Source organism: Actinoplanes sp. SE50/110 (genome assembly GCF_900119315.1).
Lineage (GTDB): Bacteria > Actinomycetota > Actinomycetes > Mycobacteriales > Micromonosporaceae > Actinoplanes.
In genome coordinates, this window is sequence record NZ_LT827010.1 from 2,500,608 (window position 1) to 2,517,952 (window position 17,345).

17 protein-coding genes are annotated in these 17,345 nt (G+C 72.9%); 12 read left to right on the top strand and 5 right to left on the bottom strand.

Features of this window, described 5'->3' with window-relative positions; all coding sequences use genetic code 11:
• Window positions 1-98 precede the first annotated feature (98 nt).
• A complete protein-coding gene (locus ACSP50_RS11140; RefSeq protein ID WP_014689286.1) occupies window positions 99-467 on the top strand; it encodes a response regulator transcription factor in 369 nt (122 codons plus the stop codon).
• A gap of 6 nt (window positions 468-473) precedes the next feature.
• On the opposite strand, the gene ACSP50_RS11145 is transcribed toward ACSP50_RS11140, so the two are convergent.
• On the bottom strand, window positions 474-1,133 hold the full coding sequence (locus ACSP50_RS11145; protein WP_014689287.1) for a sensor histidine kinase KdpD: 660 nt from the start codon (window positions 1,131-1,133) through the stop codon (window positions 474-476).
• Window positions 1,126-1,662 (bottom strand): hypothetical protein, encoded by a 537-nt coding sequence (locus ACSP50_RS43345; RefSeq protein ID WP_014689288.1) that lies wholly within the window; start codon window positions 1,660-1,662, stop codon window positions 1,126-1,128. The genes ACSP50_RS11145 and ACSP50_RS43345 overlap by 8 nt, the downstream gene beginning before the upstream one ends.
• Window positions 1,663-1,784: 122 nt before the next feature.
• Here ACSP50_RS43345 and ACSP50_RS11155 point away from each other — a divergent pair, with 122 nt between their 5' ends.
• The 6 genes from ACSP50_RS11155 to ACSP50_RS11180 all read left to right on the top strand — a co-directional run bounded on the left by ACSP50_RS11155 (window position 1,785) and on the right by ACSP50_RS11180 (window position 7,007).
• Window positions 1,785-2,924 (top strand): efflux RND transporter periplasmic adaptor subunit, encoded by a 1,140-nt coding sequence (locus ACSP50_RS11155; RefSeq protein ID WP_231956905.1) that lies wholly within the window; start codon window positions 1,785-1,787, stop codon window positions 2,922-2,924.
• Window positions 2,925-2,982: 58 nt separating this feature from the next.
• Window positions 2,983-4,176 carry an efflux RND transporter periplasmic adaptor subunit gene (locus ACSP50_RS11160; RefSeq protein WP_014689290.1) on the top strand — a complete coding sequence of 398 codons (1,194 nt, stop codon included), beginning with the start codon at window positions 2,983-2,985 and terminating at the stop codon, window positions 4,174-4,176.
• Between the two features lie 3 nt (window positions 4,177-4,179).
• Window positions 4,180-4,896, top strand: coding sequence for an ABC transporter ATP-binding protein (locus tag ACSP50_RS11165; protein WP_014689291.1), 717 nt, complete (start codon window positions 4,180-4,182; stop codon window positions 4,894-4,896).
• Window positions 4,893-6,077, top strand: a complete 1,185-nt coding sequence (locus ACSP50_RS11170; protein WP_014689292.1) for an ABC transporter permease — start codon at window positions 4,893-4,895, stop codon at window positions 6,075-6,077. Before ACSP50_RS11165 ends, ACSP50_RS11170 begins: the two co-directional genes overlap by 4 nt.
• Window positions 6,078-6,085: 8 nt before the next feature.
• Window positions 6,086-6,604, top strand: a complete 519-nt coding sequence (locus tag ACSP50_RS11175; RefSeq protein ID WP_014689293.1) for a DUF5666 domain-containing protein — start codon at window positions 6,086-6,088, stop codon at window positions 6,602-6,604.
• A 94-nt stretch (window positions 6,605-6,698) separates the two neighbouring features.
• Window positions 6,699-7,007, top strand: a complete 309-nt coding sequence (locus tag ACSP50_RS11180; RefSeq protein ID WP_014689294.1) for a hypothetical protein — start codon at window positions 6,699-6,701, stop codon at window positions 7,005-7,007.
• A gap of 19 nt (window positions 7,008-7,026) precedes the next feature.
• On the opposite strand, the gene ACSP50_RS11185 is transcribed toward ACSP50_RS11180, so the two are convergent.
• Both ACSP50_RS11185 and ACSP50_RS11190 read right to left on the bottom strand, forming a co-directional pair.
• The gene (locus tag ACSP50_RS11185; protein WP_099343740.1) at window positions 7,027-7,293 is read right to left on the bottom strand and encodes a DUF3040 domain-containing protein; all 267 of its coding nucleotides are present in this window, start codon (window positions 7,291-7,293) and stop codon (window positions 7,027-7,029) included.
• A gap of 143 nt (window positions 7,294-7,436) precedes the next feature.
• Window positions 7,437-8,534 carry a M20/M25/M40 family metallo-hydrolase gene (locus ACSP50_RS11190; RefSeq protein ID WP_014689296.1) on the bottom strand — a complete coding sequence of 366 codons (1,098 nt, stop codon included), beginning with the start codon at window positions 8,532-8,534 and terminating at the stop codon, window positions 7,437-7,439.
• 222 nt (window positions 8,535-8,756) lie between these two features.
• Between ACSP50_RS11190 and ACSP50_RS43350 the strand changes: the two genes are divergently transcribed.
• The 5 genes from ACSP50_RS43350 (at window position 8,757) to ACSP50_RS11215 (ending at window position 15,938) form a co-directional block, all read left to right on the top strand.
• The gene (locus tag ACSP50_RS43350) at window positions 8,757-9,581 is read left to right on the top strand and encodes a GNAT family N-acetyltransferase (protein WP_014689297.1); all 825 of its coding nucleotides are present in this window, start codon (window positions 8,757-8,759) and stop codon (window positions 9,579-9,581) included.
• Window positions 9,578-10,210: a MurR/RpiR family transcriptional regulator gene (locus ACSP50_RS11200; RefSeq protein ID WP_014689298.1), complete on the top strand. Its 633-nt coding sequence runs from the start codon at window positions 9,578-9,580 to the stop codon at window positions 10,208-10,210. The genes ACSP50_RS43350 and ACSP50_RS11200 overlap by 4 nt, the downstream gene beginning before the upstream one ends.
• A complete protein-coding gene (gene menC, locus ACSP50_RS11205; protein ID WP_014689299.1) occupies window positions 10,207-11,307 on the top strand; it encodes an o-succinylbenzoate synthase in 1,101 nt (366 codons plus the stop codon). The genes ACSP50_RS11200 and menC overlap by 4 nt, the downstream gene beginning before the upstream one ends.
• Window positions 11,308-11,873: 566 nt before the next feature.
• Entirely contained in the window at window positions 11,874-12,653 is a 780-nt protein-coding gene (locus tag ACSP50_RS11210) for a hypothetical protein (protein ID WP_052311555.1), read from the top strand.
• A gap of 36 nt (window positions 12,654-12,689) precedes the next feature.
• Window positions 12,690-15,938, top strand: a complete 3,249-nt coding sequence (locus ACSP50_RS11215; RefSeq protein ID WP_014689301.1) for an NB-ARC domain-containing protein — start codon at window positions 12,690-12,692, stop codon at window positions 15,936-15,938.
• A gap of 3 nt (window positions 15,939-15,941) precedes the next feature.
• Here ACSP50_RS11215 and ACSP50_RS11220 read toward each other — a convergent pair whose 3' ends face one another.
• Window positions 15,942-17,312, bottom strand: coding sequence for a transaminase (locus ACSP50_RS11220; RefSeq protein WP_014689302.1), 1,371 nt, complete (start codon window positions 17,310-17,312; stop codon window positions 15,942-15,944).
• Between the last annotated feature and the right edge of the window lie 33 nt (window positions 17,313-17,345).

The window sequence follows — 17,345 nt, forward strand, 5'->3', positions numbered from 1 at the left end:
CCGGCCGGGAGGGTGGCGTGACTTCCCCGCCTTGCGCTTTTGCCGTCTCCGGCCGTCTCCCGCGCCGATACTGGGTGGCAGCGAGCGAGGAGGACGGGGTGACTTCCGTTCTGGTGGTGGACGACGATCCGACCGTGCTGGAGATCGTCGAGACGGTGCTGCGGTCCGGCGGTCTGGACGTCGACGCGTGCCGCGACGGCCGGGACGCGCTGCGGGTCGCGCACGAGCACGTGCCGGACCTCGCCGTCCTGGATGTCACCATGCCCGGGATGACCGGCCTGGAGGTGTGCCGGGCGCTGCGCGGCGACGCGGAGACCGCGGACATCCCGATCATTCTGCTCACCGGACGCGGCCAGTGGCTGGACGTGGCCTCCGGGTTCGACGCGGGCGCCGACGACTACCTGGTCAAGCCGTTCACCGCGCAGGATCTGCTGACCCGGGTGGAAGCGCTGACCGGGCGACTCTGACACCCTCTAGACCGGCAGGACGATGCGCAGGTACGCCGTTCCGCCCGCACTGTGCACGCCCACGCTGCCGCCGTGGCGCCCGGCGACCGCCCGCGCCAGGATCAGCGCCATCGCGTTGCCGCCGGCTCCCCCGGAGGTGAACAGCCGGTCGCTGGCCTGCCCTTCGGGGAGCGGGAAGGCGACGTGCCACTCGGTGCCGGCCAGGGTCGCCTCGATCGCGGCCGGCCCGTTCAGTGCCCGGACCGCGGCCAGCAGCCGGCTGAACACCTCGCCGAGCCGGGCCGGGTCGCCGGTGATCAGGCCGGTCGCCGGGTCGGCCGAGCATTCCGCGCCGGCGGCCAGGGCCACCTCACCGAGCAGGGCCGGCAGGTCGAAGCTGATCCGGTCGAGCGGGAGGCTGCCACTCTCGATCCCGCTGATCGTGGCGATCTCGGCGGTGGACCGTTCGATCCGGCGCAGGTTGCGGGCGATCATCGGTAGCGCCTCGTCGAGCAGCGGGTCGCCGGTCTGCTCGGGCAGCATCTCCAGCATGCCGAGGGCGGCTGTCAGCGGGGTGCGCAACTCGTGCAGCAGGGCGCTGACCAGTTCGGTCTTGGTGGCCGCGAGCTCGGCCAGGGCCCGGTTGTGCCGGCGCAGTCGTTGCCGGGCCTGGATGTCGTCATTCACCCCGGGACGGGGTGGCGGTGCCCGGTACGGCGGCGTCACCGGCGTCGGGGGTGCCGCTGTCCCCGGGGACGGCTCCCTGGGTGCCGGTGCCGCCGAGGTCGGTGCCGCGCGGGGTGAAGCCGGTCGGGCTGGGGCCGGGGTCGAGCTGCTCGCCGATCTCGCCGCCGCCGGCGCCGGCCGGGGGAGCGCCACCGCAGTCCCCGCCGGGACCGCCGGAGCCGGGGCCGCCGGGTACCCCGGAGCCGCCGGGTGCGCCGGAGCCGCCGGGTGCGCCGGAACCCGGGCCGCCGGGTGCGCCGGGTGTGCCGGAACCCGGGCCGCCCGGGGCCACTGCCGAGGGTTGCGCCATTCCGGACGGCGGCACCATGCCGGACGGCGGGCCGCCGGTGCCCTGCGGGCAGGCCGAGGGCGTCGTACCGCCGGGTGCGTCGGTGTTGTCGTTGCTCTTGTCGGACGAGTCACCGCAGGCGGCGAGCAGGACCACGGTCGACAGGGCGACGGCGGCGCGGCGGAGATGCGAGCTCGGCATGTCTGCTCCAGAGATTCGGGCCCGTCCGGATACGTGAACAGCCACAATCTACGATCATGAGCAAGCTGTTGGGGCAAAACCGGACTAAACACCGCAATAGGTTGATAGGTGCCGGGATCGTCGTGGCCGGGATCGTCGGCGGCGCGCTGCTCGCGGTCGTGCACAGCCACCAGCAGGGCGGCGCGACCAGCACGATCGTGGCCGTCCGGGTCGGCAAGGGCGACGTCACCCTGGACGTGGCGACCAGCGGCACGGTCCGACCGGCCACCACCCGGGAGCTCTCCTTCGCGGTCAACGGCACGGTCGCGTCGATCGCCGTGCGGGCCGGCAGCAAGGTCAAGGCCGGGCAGACCCTGGCCGCCGTCGACGCCACCGCCGCGACCGCCGCCGTGACGGACGCCAGGAACACGCTCACCGACGCGAAGAGCCGGCTCACCGACGCGCGGGACCAGGCGGCCCGGGTCACCGCCGCGGCCACCGCGTGCGCCACCGCCGCATCCGACCGCGGCCTTCTCGCCACCGCCGCATCCGACCGCGGCTTTCTCGCCACCGCCGCATCCGACCGCGGCTTTCTCGCCGGGGCCGACGTCAGCCCGACGGCGACCGTGGCGGTGAACAGTTGCACCACCCGTGGCTACCCGGACACCGGCAACGACCCGGTGCTCACCGCGCAGCAGGCGGTCAACCGGGCCGGGGAGGCCGTCACCAGGGCCGAGGCGGCGCTCGCCGGCGCCGTGATCACCGCCCCGATCGCCGGCACCGTGGTCTCCGTCGCGGGCAGCGTCGGCGACACGGTGAGCAGCGGGAAGACCTTCGTCACCCTGGCCGACACGTACACCATGCAGGTCGAAGCCGCATTCCCGGAGGCCGACGCCGGGTCGCTGGCCGTCGGTCAGAGCGCCACCATCACGCTCGCCGACCACGACGACGCGCTGACCGGGACCGTGGTGCAGGTCGACCCGGTCGGCACCTCGGACGGCACGCTGGTCCGCTACGGCGCGGTGCTCTCTTTCTCGGCCCCGCCCAGCGACCTGCTGGTCGGACAGTCCGCCCAGGTCGCCGTGCGGGTCGGAGAGACCAGGAACGTGCTGCGGGTGCCGTCCACCGCGGTGCACGACATCTCCGGCGGCTCCGGCACCGTGCTGCTGCGCGTCGGCGGCCGGTCGTCCGAGCGGACCGTGACCGTGGGGCTGCGCGGCGACCAGTACACCCAGGTGACCGACGGGCTCACCGCCGACGATCAGGTCGTACGTTCGTGGTGAAGCGGGAATCCCGGCCAACACCGCACCACGAACCGGTCGGACCGGACATGATGGGATCGTGAGAGCCCTTCGCAGGCCCAGCACGGCGATCAACGCCCTGCTGGCATTACTGATCGTCGGCGCCGCGATCTGGGGCGTCAACCTGATCCGCAGCACCACCTCCGGCAACCAGGCGAAAGCCACCGACCTGCGGACGGTGACCGTCTCGCAGGGCACGGTGACCAGGACGGTGACCGCCGACGGCGCGGTGGCCAGCGCCTCGACCGCCGCCGCCACGTTCACCACGGCCGGCACGGTCACCAGCGTCAAGGTCAAGGTCGGCGACAAGGTCGCCAAGGGCCAACTGCTCGCCCAGGTCGACGCCACCGCCGCCGAGCGGGACCGGAAACTGGCCGACGCCAACCTGGCCGCCGCGAACGACTCGCTGGCGCGCGCCGAGAAGGCCGGCACCGACACCACCATCGCCGAGAACGCGGTCACCTCGGCGAAACTGGCGGTCGACGACGCCCGGGCGGAGGTCGACGGCACCCGGCTGACCGCGCCGATGGCCGGGACGGTCACCGCGGTCAACGGCTCACTGGGCGGCTCCTCCAGCGGGTCCGCCGGCACCTCGGCCGGCACCTCGTCCGGTGCCGCGGCATCCGGCGGGTCCGGCGCGTCCGCCGGCTCCTCGGCGAGCACGTCGAACGGCTTCATCGAGCTGGCCGACCTGACCAGGCTGCAGATCACCGCGGCCTTCTCGGAGTCCGACGCGACTGCGCTCAAGGCCGGCCAGTCGGCCACCATCACCTGGAACGCGTTGGCGGGCGCGGAGACCACCGGCAAGGTGCTGGCCGTCGACCCGACCGCGACGACCAGCAACAGTGTGGTCACCTACGGCGTGACGATCAGCCTGCCCGACCCGCCGGACGGCGCGAAGCCGGGGCAGACGGTCAGCGTCGCGGTGGTCACCGGCAGCGTCGACAACGCGGTCCGGGTGAACTCGGCGGCGGTCACCGCGACCGGGCGGCGATCCACCGTCACCGTGCTCGGCGCGACCGGGCAGCAGGAGGTGCGGCAGGTCGAGGTGGGACTGCAGGGCGACGACGCGTACCAGATCACCTCGGGTCTGACCGCCGGCGAGAGGGTGGTCGTCCCGACCAGCACCACCAGCACCGGTAGCGGCGCCGGATTCCGCACCGGCAGCGGCTTCGGCGCCGGTGGCTTCAGCGGCGGCGGTGCCCCGCCGGCCGGCGGCCAGGGCGGTCGCTGAGCCATGCCCGTGACCCGGCCGGTCCTGGACGTCCGTGACCTGTACAAGGTGTACGGCGAGGGCGAGACCCAGGTGCGCGCGCTGGACGGCGTGTCGCTGCAGGTCGACCGCGGCGACTACGTGGCGATCATGGGACCGTCCGGGTCCGGCAAGTCCACCCTGATGAACATCATCGGCTGCCTCGACGTCCCGTCCCACGGGCGGTATCTGCTCGACGGCTACGACGTCAGCCGGCTCTCCGACAGCCAGCTGGCCCTGGTGCGCAACAAACTCATCGGGTTCGTCTTCCAGGCCTTCAACCTCATCCCCCGTACGTCGGCGGTGGCGAACGTCGAGCTCCCGCTGGCGTACTCGGGGATGCGCGCCGCCGAACGCCGTCGCCGCGCCATGTTCGCCCTCGACGTGGTCGGCCTCGCCGACCGTGCCGACCACGAGCCCCACCAGCTCTCCGGCGGTCAGCAGCAGCGGGTCGCGGTGGCCCGCGCCCTGGTCACCGAACCGGCCCTGCTGCTCGCCGACGAACCCACCGGCAACCTGGACAGCCACGCCACCGAGGAGGTGCTGCACGTGTTCGACGAGGTGAACGCGGCCGGCCGCACCATCGTGCTGATCACCCACGAGGAGGAGGTCGGCGCCCGGGCCGACCGGCTGATCAGGCTCCTCGACGGGCGGATCACCGCGGACCTCCGGCAGGACCACGTGGGGCGGCACGCCGCATGAGCGCCACCGAGATCCTCCGGTTCGCCCTGCGCGGGCTGTCCGCCAACAAGCTGCGCTCGGTGCTCACCATGCTGGGCATCCTGATCGGCGTGGCCGCGGTGATCCTGCTGGTCGCGGTCGGCAACGGGTCGGCGCGGGCGATCGCCGACCGGATCTCCGCGCTCGGCACCGACACGCTGACCGTGATGAGCTCCAGCCGGAGCAGCGGCCTGACGATGAAGGTCGCCGACGCCCTGGACGACCCGGCGCTGGCCCCGGACGTGAAGTCGGTGTCACCGGTGGTCAGCACCTCGGCCACGATCACCTACGACGGCAGCGACCACGACGTCGGCTCGTTCGTGGGCACCACCCCGGACTGGTTCGGCGCGTCCAACTTCCCGGTCAGGACCGGTGCCCTGTTCACCGCGGACGACGAGGCGCAGGCCCGCCGCGTCGTGGTGATCGGGCAGACCGTCGCCGCGGAACTGTTCTCCGGGGTCGACCCGGTCGGCCGGCAGGTCACCGTCGGCGGCGCGCTGTTCACCGTCGTCGGCGTGCTCGACTCGAAGAGCTCCGGCGGCTTCAGCGACGCCAACGACACCGCGGTCGCGCCGATCTCCGCGGTCCGCCAGGTGATCGCCGGATACGGCACGCTCAGCTCGATCCTGGTGGAGGCCCGCGACAGCGACCACGTCGACACCGCACAGGGCGAGATCGCCACCATCCTGGACAGGAAGACGCCGGCCGGCAGCGACGGGACCGCGGCGTACCGGATCCAGAACGCCTCCCAACTGCTCGCCACCCAGACCGAGACCGCCGACACGTTCACCACCCTGCTCGGCGCGGTGGCCGCGATCAGCCTGCTCGTCGGCGGCATCGGGATCACCAACATCATGCTGGTCACGGTCACCGAGCGGACCCGGGAGATCGGGATCCGCAAGGCGCTCGGCGCACCCCGGCGGGTGGTGCTCAGCCAGTTCCTGATCGAGGCGACGCTGCTCAGCGTCATCGGCGGCGGCCTCGGCGTGGCCGCCGCACTGATCGGCAGCCGATTCTCGATCGTCGGCGTGCAGCCGGTGGTGGTGCCCGGCTCGGTGCTGCTCGCCCTGGGTGTGTCCGTGCTGATCGGCCTGTTCTTCGGCGGGCTCCCGGCGGCCCGCGCGGCCCGGCTGCGGCCGATCGACGCCCTGCGCTACGAGTGAGGACCCAGATGAACGACGACACCGAGGTGCTGCCGCGCACCCCCACCGACATCGAGCACGACGACCTGAACAGCGCCATCGCCCACGCCGCGCCGAAACGCTGGTGGAACCGGACGACCCTGGTGCTGGCCGGCCTGGTGCTGCTGGTGGGCGGCTTCCTCGGCGGGATCCAGGTGCACAAGCGGTGGGGGTCCTCGTCGACGTCGTCCACCTCGTCGTCGTCCGCGCCGTCCGGTTCGTTCTCCGGCGCCTTCCCCGGTGGCGCCGGCCTGCCCAGCGGCGGCTTCGGGCCGACCGGGCCGGCCGCACCGGGGACGTCCGGAACGATCAGCAGAATCGACGGGAACACGGTGTACGTGCAGACCGCGGCCGGGCAGACGGTGACGGTCCGGGCGTCGGACACCACCACGGTCAGCAAGACCACCCCGGCGACCGTCGCCGACCTGACCGCCGGACTCCGGGTGACCGTGCAGGGCGCCACCGACTCGTCCGGCGTGGTGAGCGCGACCTCGATCACCACCGGCTGACTTTCCCGGTTTCATTTCCAGAGCTTTCCCGGGGACCGGCCGATGAACTCCACCGTCCGCGGCGGCAGGCGTCACGGCCACACCGGGAGTCACAGTGACCACGATCAGCAGCATCAGCAACACCGCGCCCTACCAGATCCTGCAGGCGCAGGCGCCCTACCGTCCGCAGCCCCGCCCGCAGGACGCTGCGGATCCCGGCGACGGGCGACAGGTCGCCGGGCTCGCCGACCCGGAGAAGCTGACCAGGGTCAGTGACCTGCTCGACATGGACACCTCGGACGTGACCTCGGCCGCGACCAGCGCGTCCAGCCTGGTCAGCCTGCTGCAGGACAGGGGCGTCGACTTCAGCCAGCTCCGTGACGTGCTGAACCGCACCGGCGATCTGCTCGACGTCCGCGCCTGACCGGCCGGCCCGCCGCCGATCAGCCGGTGACGGCCCGGCGGCGGATCATGATGACCGCGACGACGGCGGTGAACAGATCCAGCAGGATCAGCGCGCCCGGCCAGCCGAAGAACATCATCACCAGCGGCAGGGTGATGAACAGCAGCGCGCACAGCACCGGGACGATCGGGAAGGCCGGCTCGGGCTGCACGACGCCGAGGCCGGCCATCCGGGCGGAGAAGTCCGGGTCGTGCTCCAGATCGCGTTCCAACTCGGCAAGGGCGCGGCGTTCGTTGTCGTTGAGCATCGAAGTCACCCCCGAGAGGTCCATCGGCCCCCTCGCGGTTACCCCGAGGACGCCTCGGCCAAACCTTTACCGGGATTCTTGCAAACGTGACCGCATCCGTCCGCCCCGTTCACCGCTGATGTCCGCGGCGCCCACCGGCCCGCTCAGTGGCTCGCCAGATCGGTGATCAGGGCGGTGAGCAGGGCGATCCGCTCGCTGATGCCGGCGGCGGAGACCCACTCGGTGCGGGCGTGCGCGCCGCCGCCGCGGGGTGCCAGGCCGTCGATCGTGGGCCGACCCAGCGCCCCGGTGGTGTTGGTGTCGGCCGCGCCGTCCGCCGGGCGCCCGTCCAGCGGCTGCCCGATGGCGGCGGCGATCCCGGCGATCCGGGCCAGCAGCCGGTCCCCGGCCGGACCCGGACGCCACGTCGGCCGGTGCGACAGCAGCCGCGTGCCGACGGTCGCCCGCGCCCGGACCGCCCGCAGCCCGGCCAACTCGCCCAGCACGACCCGCTCATCCTCCGGATCGGCGAACCGCAGCCCCAGATCGGCGTACGCCTGACCGGCCACCACGTTGGTCCGCCCACCGCCGCCGATCGTCCCGGTGTTGACCAGCACCGGCCGGGAAGCACCGATCTCCCGCACCCGGAGCAGCTGATCGACCAGCTCGTCGATCGCGTTCACCCCCGCCCCCGGATCGAGCGCCGCATGCGCCTCGACCCCACCGACCTCGATCCGCGCCCGGGTGCTCCCACGCCGCCCGGTCTTCAGGTCCCCACCCGGATGCGGCGGCTCCAGCCCGAGCACCACCCCCGCCCGCCGCCCCTCCGCCTCGACCAGCCCGGTCGCGGTCGGCGACCCGACCTCCTCGTCCGCCACCACGATCACCCGGATCTCCGGATGCGGCCGGTCCACCGCCGCCACCGCCGCCAGCAGCGCCACGATCCCGCTCTTGGTGTCATAGACCCCCGGGCCCCGGATCACGTCGCCGTCCACCCGCCACGGCATCCCGCTGAGCGTCCCCACCGGCCACACCGTGTCGTAGTGACTGAGAAAAAGCAGCGGCTCCCCGGCCACCCCCCGCGCGGCCCTGCTCCAGATCAGATGATCACCGGTCGGATGCGCCTCCCGCCCCACGCTGAATCCGGCCGCCACCGCATCCGCCTCCAGCATCTCGGCCAACGCCCCCAGCCCCCGCGAATCCCCGGTAGGCGACTCGGCCAGGACATACCGCTGCAGCCGCGCGATCGCAGATGACGACATATGCGAACGCTAAGTTTGAAGAAGGAGATTGTCAACGAGCGCTGTGGGCGTCAGGATGGCAATCATACGTTCGCTATCTCCTCCATGGCATACCAAGCCGTGGCCGAGGCGCGGGCCGTCGGCGGCGACCGCGGCGGTGTGACGAACCGGTCCGGAGCCGAAGCGGCGCCGGGTGGGGACTGCGGCACCGGTCGCGGCAGGATCGTTGGAGGAGGGGCGCGGATGGACGTCGTGGTGCGGCAGCTGGACGGGATAGCCGAGTGGACGGCTGCCGGGCTCCTCTATCGGAGCGTTTTCGGCTACACCGCGCCCGAGTGGGGCCTGAACCCGCGCCTGCTGGCCGCCCTCCGTGAGAACGGCGGCACCGTGATCGGCGCCCTGGGCGAGAACGGTGAGCTGGTCGGTTTCTGCTACGGCTTCACCGGCCTCCAGGACGGCGAGATCTACCACTATTCACAGGCCGCCGTCGTAGCCCCTGCCGCCCAGGGCACCGGAATCGGCCGCCTCCTCAAACACGCCCAAGCCGCCGCCGCCCGCCTGACCGGCGCTCGCACCATGAGATGGACGTTCGACCCCTACGCCCTCCGCAACGCCCACTTCAACTTCGCCGTCCTGCGAGCCACCGGCCTGCGCTTCCTCCCCGACTTCTACGGCGAACCCGGCACCGACCGAGTCCTCGTCTCCTGGAACCTGGACCAGGCCGTCCCCAGCGACACCGCCCAGCCGCCGACGATCGTGCCCCCGATCCCCGGCACGAGCCCGGCAACCCGGCATGCCGACGGCCTACCCGCCACGGGTCACGCCGACAGCATGCCGGGCGCCGGGGGTGGGGTGGGCGCAGGCCGGGGCCGGGCAGGGCCGGGGGATGGGCGGATCGTCGTGGCGGCGGGGGAGCGGGTTGCCGCGCCTGATCCGGCGGATCGGGGTTGGCTGCGGCGTGAGCTGGTGACGCGGTTTGCTGAGGGTGGGCGCCTGGTGGACGTGGTCCGGCCGGATGGTGACCCCGGGCGGGTGGCGTACCTGTTCGCAACCGAGGATGGGGCGTGACTTCGAGAGGCACGCCCGCGGAGCGCTTCGACCGTAACGTTCAGCGACGGTCGGCGCAGGTGCTCAAGCAGCGGGTGCTGGAACAGCAGCGGGCCGAATTCGATCGGGCGCTGCAGTGGGCCGCCGAGCATGATGCGATCGAACGGGCCGCGGCGCTGATCGTCTCCGCGCGGCGTCGCTTCCTGGTCGGGAACGGCAAGTCGCTCAGCTACGCGTCGCTGCTCGCCTCCGACCTGAGCGCCGGGCTGTCCGGGGTGCATCTGGTGGACGGGGCGGCGCTGCGCCCGCTCGACGTGCTCAGCGACATCCGGCAGGGTGACCTGCTGATCGCGGTGTCGCTGGAACGGTACCGGCGGGAGACGGTCGAGGTGGCCACCGCCTACGTCCGGCACGGCGGCGACCTGGTGCTGATCACCGACGCCGAGGACGCGCCCCTGGCCGGCCTCGCCACCGCCCGGATCGTGGTCGGCACGGGCAGCGCCTCATACGTCAACTCGCCGACCTCGACGGTGCTCGCGCTGCACCTGCTCGCGACCCTGACCATCGCCAGCTCGAAGGGCGCCGGCCGGCGTCTGCGGGAGCGGGACGCGCTCGCCGCCGAGCTCGACCTCCACGTGGAGGAGACATGATCCGCATCCAGCACGTCGCACTGCGCCGGGTGCGCCTGCCCCTGGTGCACCGTTTCCGGACCAGCTCGCACGCGAAGCGCGAACTGGAGCACATCCTGGTCGCGCTCACCGACGAGTCGGGGGCCACCGGCTGGGGCGAGATCGCCTCGCCGAGCGGCCCGTTCTATTCGGCGGAGACCGTGGAGAGCTGCTGGGCGGTGGCCCGCGATCACCTGAAGCCACTGACCCTGGCGACCGGGTGGGATCACCCGGCGGATCTCGCGGCCGTGCTGGCGAAGGTCCGCGGCAATCACTTCGCGCGCGCCGGCTTCGACGTCGCGGCCTGGGCGCTGTGGTCGGCCCGGCAGGGGACCGCCCTGAGCGCGGCCCTCGGCGGGACCCGGGACCGGGTGGCCGCCGGCGTCTCGCTGGGCATCGAATCGACCATCGACGAGCTGCTGGAACAGGTGTCGGCGCGGGTGACCGAGGGTTACCAGCGGGTCAAGCTGAAGATCGCCCCCGGCTGGGACGTCGAACCGGTGCGCGCGGTCCGTGCGGCCTTCCCCGGCATCCCGCTGCACGTGGACGCGAACGGGGCCTACCCCGCGGCGGAGACCGGCGTCTTCCGCAGCCTGGACAGCGCGGGCCTGACGATGATCGAACAGCCGTACGCCCCGCGTGACCTGGTCGCGCACGCTGCTCTGCAGGAGACCCTGCAGACCCCGATCTGCCTCGACGAATCGGTCGAGGAGGTGGCCGACCTGGTCACCGCGCTGCGGCTGGGGGCGGGCCGGATCCTCAACATCAAGGTGTCCCGGATGGGCGGGCTGACCGCCGCCGTCCGCGCGCACGACCTGGCCCGGGCCGAGGGCGTACCGGTGTGGTGCGGCGGCATGCACGAATTCGGCATCGGCCGGGCCGCGAACGTCGCGCTCAGCTCGCTGCCCGGTTTCACGCTGCCCTCCGACGTGTCCGGGTCGGACAAGTATTACGCCCGGGACATCACCACCGAGCCGGTGGTCTGCGACTCCGGATTCGTCACCGTCCCGGCCACCCCGGGCCTCGGCTGGGAACCTGATCTCGGGTATCTCCAGGAGCGCACCGTCGACCGGGTCTGAGCCCGGGCTCACCTGATGAGACAGGCTTCGATACATTGGGCCCGCACCGCACAGGGGAGGACACCGACGTGACCGGCACGGGGGAAACACCAGGCAGCGACAACAGCGCGCCGGATCCCACATCGCACCAGCCCACCGACCCGACCGCGCCGCCGCCCGCCGGCCCGCCCACCGACCCGACCGCCGCGCCGGTCGAGCCGCCTGTCCGGCCGGCCGCTCCGGGAGAGCCTCCGCAGCCGCACACCCCGCCGGCGGAGCCGGTCTCCGAGTGGGCCCGCCCGGCCGAGGGCGCGGAGCCACCGCCGCAGCCGTGGACGCCACCGCATCAGCCATTTCCTCAGCCACCCCCTCCGTTTTCGCAGGCCCCCACCGGTTTCCCGGCACCTGGCAACTATCCCGCGCCGGGCGCCTCCGCACTGCCGGGCCATCCCCCGACTTCACCGCCGGGTCATCCCGGCGCGCAACCCCCGGGTTATCCCGGCGCGCAACCCCCGGGTTATCCCGGCGCGCAACCCCCGGGCTATCCCGGCGCCCAGCCAGCCGGCTATCCCGGCTATCCCGCCGGTGTGTTCCCGGGGCAGCCCTGGCCGCCCCTGCCGGCCTCCCCGGGCAGCCGGCGCCGCGGCGGCGTCCTGGCCGCCGTCATCACCTCGGTGATCGCCGCCATCGTCCTGCTCTGCGGTGGCAGCATCTACGCGCTGAGCCATTCCGGCGACAGATCGCACGGCGGCGCCGGCGACGACTACCCGTTCACGCTGCCGTCCGGCTTCGCCTTCCCGACCGACGACCCGTCCGGGAACCCGTTCGCGACGCCGTCCGCCACGTCGACCGAGCCGCAGCCCAGCGTCACGGCCGCCAAGGACATCTACGACCTGGACCAGGTCTGCGACGCCAACGTCTACTTCCCGGACGCCCCGAAGCGGGCGGGCAAGGCCCCGCACCCGGTGGTGCTGCTGGTCAAGACCGGCCCGGACGACGTGCGCTCGCAGGACCCGGTCTTCTACCTGCAGGAGGAGGGCACCGCCAAGAGCGACGAGAACACCTGGGCCGCACGCGGCCCGGGCAAGGTGCAGATGGCCGCCTGCATGGATCGGACCACCGAGGGCAAGAAGATCCGCACCTGCAAGTACACCGACCCGGATCCGGAGACGGTCACGCTGTACCACGCGAGCTGGCGGCTGCGGGTCTACGAGGTGGCCACGCACCGGCTGCTGCTCGACAAGAAGCTCGAAGGCACCGAGACGGCGTGTCCCTTCTCCGTGTTCGTCGGCAAGGACAAGAAGATCTACGCCAAGGTCAGTGACCACACGGCGCTCGGCGCCCTGCGGAATCTGGTCGAGAAATAGCGGTGACCTGCCCGTCTCCGCGCCGTTGGTCCCAGCGTGACGGACGGCACAGGGTGGCGGCGGTGGACGGGCACGACCGGCGGAGTGCTCGGGCGCCTGCGCCGGCCGGTGGAGGGTTCCGGGCCGGCCGCGGTGCCGCAGCCGCGCCCGGCGCCGTGGATGGCCGGCGGCCCCGGCGACGAGCTGGTGGAACGCGGCCGGCTGCAGACCCGGCTGCGGGAGCTGCTGCTGGCCGGTGACGTGGCGCTGCACGGCATCGGCGGGATCGGCAAGACGACGCTGGCCGAGCAGGTCGTCCGCTTGCCCGGCCTGCGCGACCGGTTCCCGGGCGGGCTGCTCTGGGCCACGGTCGGCCAGCAGCGGACCGGTGCGGCGCTCGCCGCGCTGGTGGGCGACCTGGTCGAGCAGCTCACCGGGGAACGACCCGGGGTGGTCACCCCGGCTCAGGCGGGGGTGCGGCTCGCCGCCGCGCTCGCGCACCGGCCGCCGGTGCTGCTGGTCATCGACGACGTGTGGACCGCGGAGCAGCTCGAACCGTTCCTGGACGGGCCGGGCTGCCGCCGGCTGATCACCACCCGGGTGGCCGGGGCGCTGCCCGAGGATCTGCCCCGGATCGAGGTCGGCGGGATGGGGCACGACGAGGCGACCGCGCTGCTCACCCGGGACCTGCCAGGGTTGGCGCTGCCGGACCTGACGGCGCTGCTCGCCCTGACCGGACGGTGGCCGTTGCTGATCAGTCTGGTCAACGGCGTGCTGCGGCACCGGGTGGCACCGCACCAGCTGATCGATCAACTGGGCGCGTACGGATGGGTGGCGCTCGACCTCGCCGTGCCCGGCGAGCGGGAACGCGCTGTGGAGGGGACCGCGGAGGCAGCCCTGGAGCTGCTGACCGAGTCGGATCGGCGGCGCCTGCTGGAGCTCGGGATCTTTCCCGGGGCCGAGCCGATCCCGGACGCGATGACCGATCTGCTCTGGGCCGGGACGGGGGAGCTCAACGCCGGTGAAGCGGCCGGGTTGCGCGCCACGTACGCCCGGCTGGGCCTGGTGAAACCGACCGCGGACGGGCTGCGCGTGGCGGGGGTGCTCCGGGCGTACCTCCGCAATCGGCTCCTCGACCCGGAGATCGCGCAGGTGAACCGCCGCCTGCTGGAGATGGCCCGGCCGCGCAGCGGCGGGCCGTGGTGGACGCTGCCCGCCACCGAGCGCCATCTGTGGCGGCATCTCGCCTTTCACCTGCGGGAAGCCGGTTGGTGGGACGAGTTGTTCGCCACCGTGACCGACCTGCGGCGGCTGGCCCGGCAGATCCCGATGCTCGGTGTCGCGGCCGCGGTGGCCGATCTGGATCGGGTGCCGGATCCGCGCGCCGGTGCGCTGCGTGCCCGGCTCTCCCGTGGCGCCTCACTCTTCGCACCGATCGAGCCCGCGGACGCACTGGCCGACGTGCTGCTCGCCCGGCTCTCCGGAGCGCCCGAACTCGCTGCCGGCGTGACCGAATTTGCCGCCGCACAGCGGGGCCGGGCCGGACTCACCGCGCGCTGGCCGCTGCCCGACGTCGGACCGGACAGCCTGACCCGGGTGATCGGCGGTGGCCCCGGCTGGCTCGACGCCGTCGCGGTCGCCACCGGCTGGATCGCGACCGGCGGCGCCAGCGGCGTGATCACCCTGCACGATCCGGCGTCCGGTGACGTGCTCGCCCGGTTGACCGGGCACCCCGGGGCGATCAAGGCGCTCGCCGCGACATATGACGGAGCGTCACTGATCTCCGCGGGTGCCGACGGCACGCTGCGGCTGTGGGACGTGGACCGCCGGCAGGAGCGGACCCTGTGGACGACGTCCGGCGAGATCCTGGGCTGCGCGGCGGCCCCGGCCAGCCACCGGATCGCGGCGGTGAGCGCCGCGGGGGAGCTGATCGTCCTCGATGTGGCCGGGAACTGGCGGATTCTCGGCCATCGGGGCGGCGAACGGCTGGTCGGCTGCACGTTCTACGACGACGACCGGGTGCTGACGGCCAGTGACGAAGGCGCGGTGGTCGGCCACGATCTGCGCAGCGGACGCCGGAAAGTCCTGGTCATGGCGGGAAAGGACCTGGTCGCCGGGCTGGCGGCCGGGCCGTCCTGGGTGGCGCTCGGCGGCGTGGACGGGACGATCCGGATCCAGCCGATCCGCGGTGGCGGCGAGACGGTCACCGTCCGTGGACATCAGGGGTGTGTGAGCACGATCGTCGCCTTCGGCGACCGGATCATCTCCGGCGGCGAGGACGGCACGATCCGGATGATTGACCGGTACGGGGCGCAGGTCGCCGTGGTGCGAGCCCATCCGGGATGGGTGACCGGGTGCGTGATCGGGCCCGACCGGCGCACGCTGATGACCACCGGCAGTGACGGAACCGTCCGGGTGTGGGATCTTCCGCGGCTCGGCCAGGAGACCGTCGGCGGACCGGTGGACTGGGTGGACAGCTGTGCGGTGGCACCGTCCGGGACATCGCTGATCAGCGGCGGCCGCGACGGTGTGGTGCGCAGGTGGGAGATCGGCGGAGGCGGCGGCGCCGTGCTGTGGGCGGGAGAGGAGCCGATCCGGCGGTGCGTGGTCGGCCCTTGCGGATCGTGGATCGCGGCGGCGTCGCCATCCCGGACGATCCTGCTCCGCGAACCCTCCTCTTCGCCGGCCGACGGATGGGAGGTCGAGGAACTTCCCGGTGCGCTCGGCTGCGCCGCGGCCCCGGACCAGGACCTGCTCGCGTGGTGGGACGACCAGGGCGCAGTCACCGTCCGGTCGGTCGCCGGCGGTGAACCGCTGCACCGGACCTGCGACAGTCCGATCCGGGCCGCCGCCTTCCTGCCCGGTCACCGGCTCATCCTCGCCGGAGCCGGCGGCGAACTCGCCGTCTGGCAGTGCCGGAAGAACCGGCTGCGGCCGCTGCTCCCCTCGCGTCGTGCCGAGGTCCGGGCGATCCACGTGGTCCGGGACCGGATCACGGTGATCGACGCCTCCGGCGTCGCCTGCTTCGATGTACGCACGCTGCGCCGCACCGGGTGCGCCGCATTCGCCGAGACCGCGGTGACCCACGGCGCCGTTTCGGCCGACGGGAGCTGGCTCGCCACCACCAGCCAGGACGGTGAACTGCGGATCCGCCCGCTGACCGGCGACCTGCAGCCGGTCGCGGCGATGCGGGTGGACGGCGCGCTGCACGAATGCGCCTGGGGCGGCGACTCCCTGGACCTGTTCGCGGCCGGCCGGCGCGGCATGTACGCCTTCACCTTCCGCCCACCACGCCCGGCGCCGTAGCGCTCAGGAAGCGGTGAGCGCGGAGAGCGCCGCGTCGAAGATCTCATGGTGGCGGCTGACGTCGTCCAGCGTGGTCTCCGGGCACATCAGCGCCATATTGTGGAACGGGGTCAGCAGAATGCCGCGGTTCGCCAGATAGACGTGCAGGAAGTCCTCCAGCTCGGCATCCGCGCCGGCCGCCGACTCGGTGCCGGTGCGCGGTGCCGGGTCGGCGAACCGATATTCCACCCGGGCGCCGAGACGGCTCACCGACCAGGGCAGACGGTGCGCAGAGACGATTTTCTGAACGCCGTCGGCGAAGGCGGTCGCCGTGGCGGTCATGGTGGCGAAAGCGCCCTCGGTCAGTACCTCCTCCAGCGTGGCGCGGGTGGCCGCCATCGACACCGGATTGCCGGCCAGGGTGCCGCCGACCCCGCCCATGTCGACCAGGTCGAGGTCGGCGCGACCGAGAAGCGCGTCGGCCAGCTCGGCCGACAGACCGTAGGCGCCGACCGGCACGCCGCCCCCGATCGCCTTGCCGATGGTCAGCACGTCGGGCGCGAGATCCCAGGCCCGGGTCGCGCCGCCCGGCCCGGCCGAGAAGGTGTGCGTCTCGTCGTTGACCAGATAGGTCCCGTATCGGCGGGTCAGCTCGCGGACCCCGGCCAGATAGCCCGGCTCGGGCAGCACGATGCCGATGTTGGTCAGCGCGGGCTCCATCAGCACCGCCGCGACATCGCCGTGCGCCAGCTCGCGCTCCAGGCCGGCCAGGTCGTTGAACTCGGCGACCCGGCTGGTCTCGGTCACGTCGACCGGCGCGCCGACGTTGCCCTCGCGGCTGCGGCCACGCCCGTCGGGGCCGACGACGATCAGCGACTCGTCGACCGACCCGTGGTAGCAGTAGCTGTTGACCAGGATCTTGGACCGGCCGGTGACGGCGCGCAGCAACCGGATCGCCCACCGGTTCGCGTCGGTCGCGGTCAGCGCGAAGCTCCAGAACGGCAGGCCGAACCGGGAGGCCAGCTCGGCGCCGACGGCGGCGGCGTCCTCGGTCGGCAGCATCGTCGTGGCGCCGCCCAACTCGCCCAGCCGCCGGGTGACCGCGGCGACCACCGGGGCCGGCGAGTGGCCGGCCATCGCCCCGGTGTCACCCAGGCAGAAGTCGAGGAAATCGTTGCCGTCGACGTCGGTCAGCCGGTTGCCCCGCGCGGTCTTGAGATAGACCGGGAAGCCGGCCGCGGACTTGTTCATCCAGGTCATCGGGACGCGGCCGAACAGGTGGTCGGCCCGCCCGTAAGCCGCCGCGGACCGCGGATGCCGCTCGGCGAAAGCGGCCCGCTCGCGCTCGGCGAGCTTGCTGAGGCGTGCCCGATCGACGCCGGAATCCGTTGGCATGCGGCGACCCTACCAGGGCTTTCTGCGGTCGAG

Bases quoted from the DNA above. Each gene is read 5' to 3' on its own strand.
- ACSP50_RS43345 (WP_014689288.1), bottom strand. From the start codon at position 1,662: ATGCCGAGCTCGCATCTCCGCCGCGCCGCCGTCGCCCTGTCGACCGTG.
- ACSP50_RS11165 (WP_014689291.1), top strand. From the start codon at position 4,180: ATGCCCGTGACCCGGCCGGTCCTGGACGTCCGTGACCTGTACAAGGTG.
- ACSP50_RS11170 (WP_014689292.1), top strand. From the start codon at position 4,893: ATGAGCGCCACCGAGATCCTCCGGTTCGCCCTGCGCGGGCTGTCCGCC.
- ACSP50_RS11175 (WP_014689293.1), top strand. From the start codon at position 6,086: ATGAACGACGACACCGAGGTGCTGCCGCGCACCCCCACCGACATCGAG.
- ACSP50_RS11185 (WP_099343740.1), bottom strand. From the start codon at position 7,293: ATGCTCAACGACAACGAACGCCGCGCCCTTGCCGAGTTGGAACGCGAT.
- ACSP50_RS11190 (WP_014689296.1), bottom strand. From the start codon at position 8,534: ATGTCGTCATCTGCGATCGCGCGGCTGCAGCGGTATGTCCTGGCCGAG.
- ACSP50_RS43350 (WP_014689297.1), top strand. From the start codon at position 8,757: ATGGACGTCGTGGTGCGGCAGCTGGACGGGATAGCCGAGTGGACGGCT.
- menC (WP_014689299.1), top strand. From the start codon at position 10,207: ATGATCCGCATCCAGCACGTCGCACTGCGCCGGGTGCGCCTGCCCCTG.
- ACSP50_RS11220 (WP_014689302.1), bottom strand. From the start codon at position 17,312: ATGCCAACGGATTCCGGCGTCGATCGGGCACGCCTCAGCAAGCTCGCC.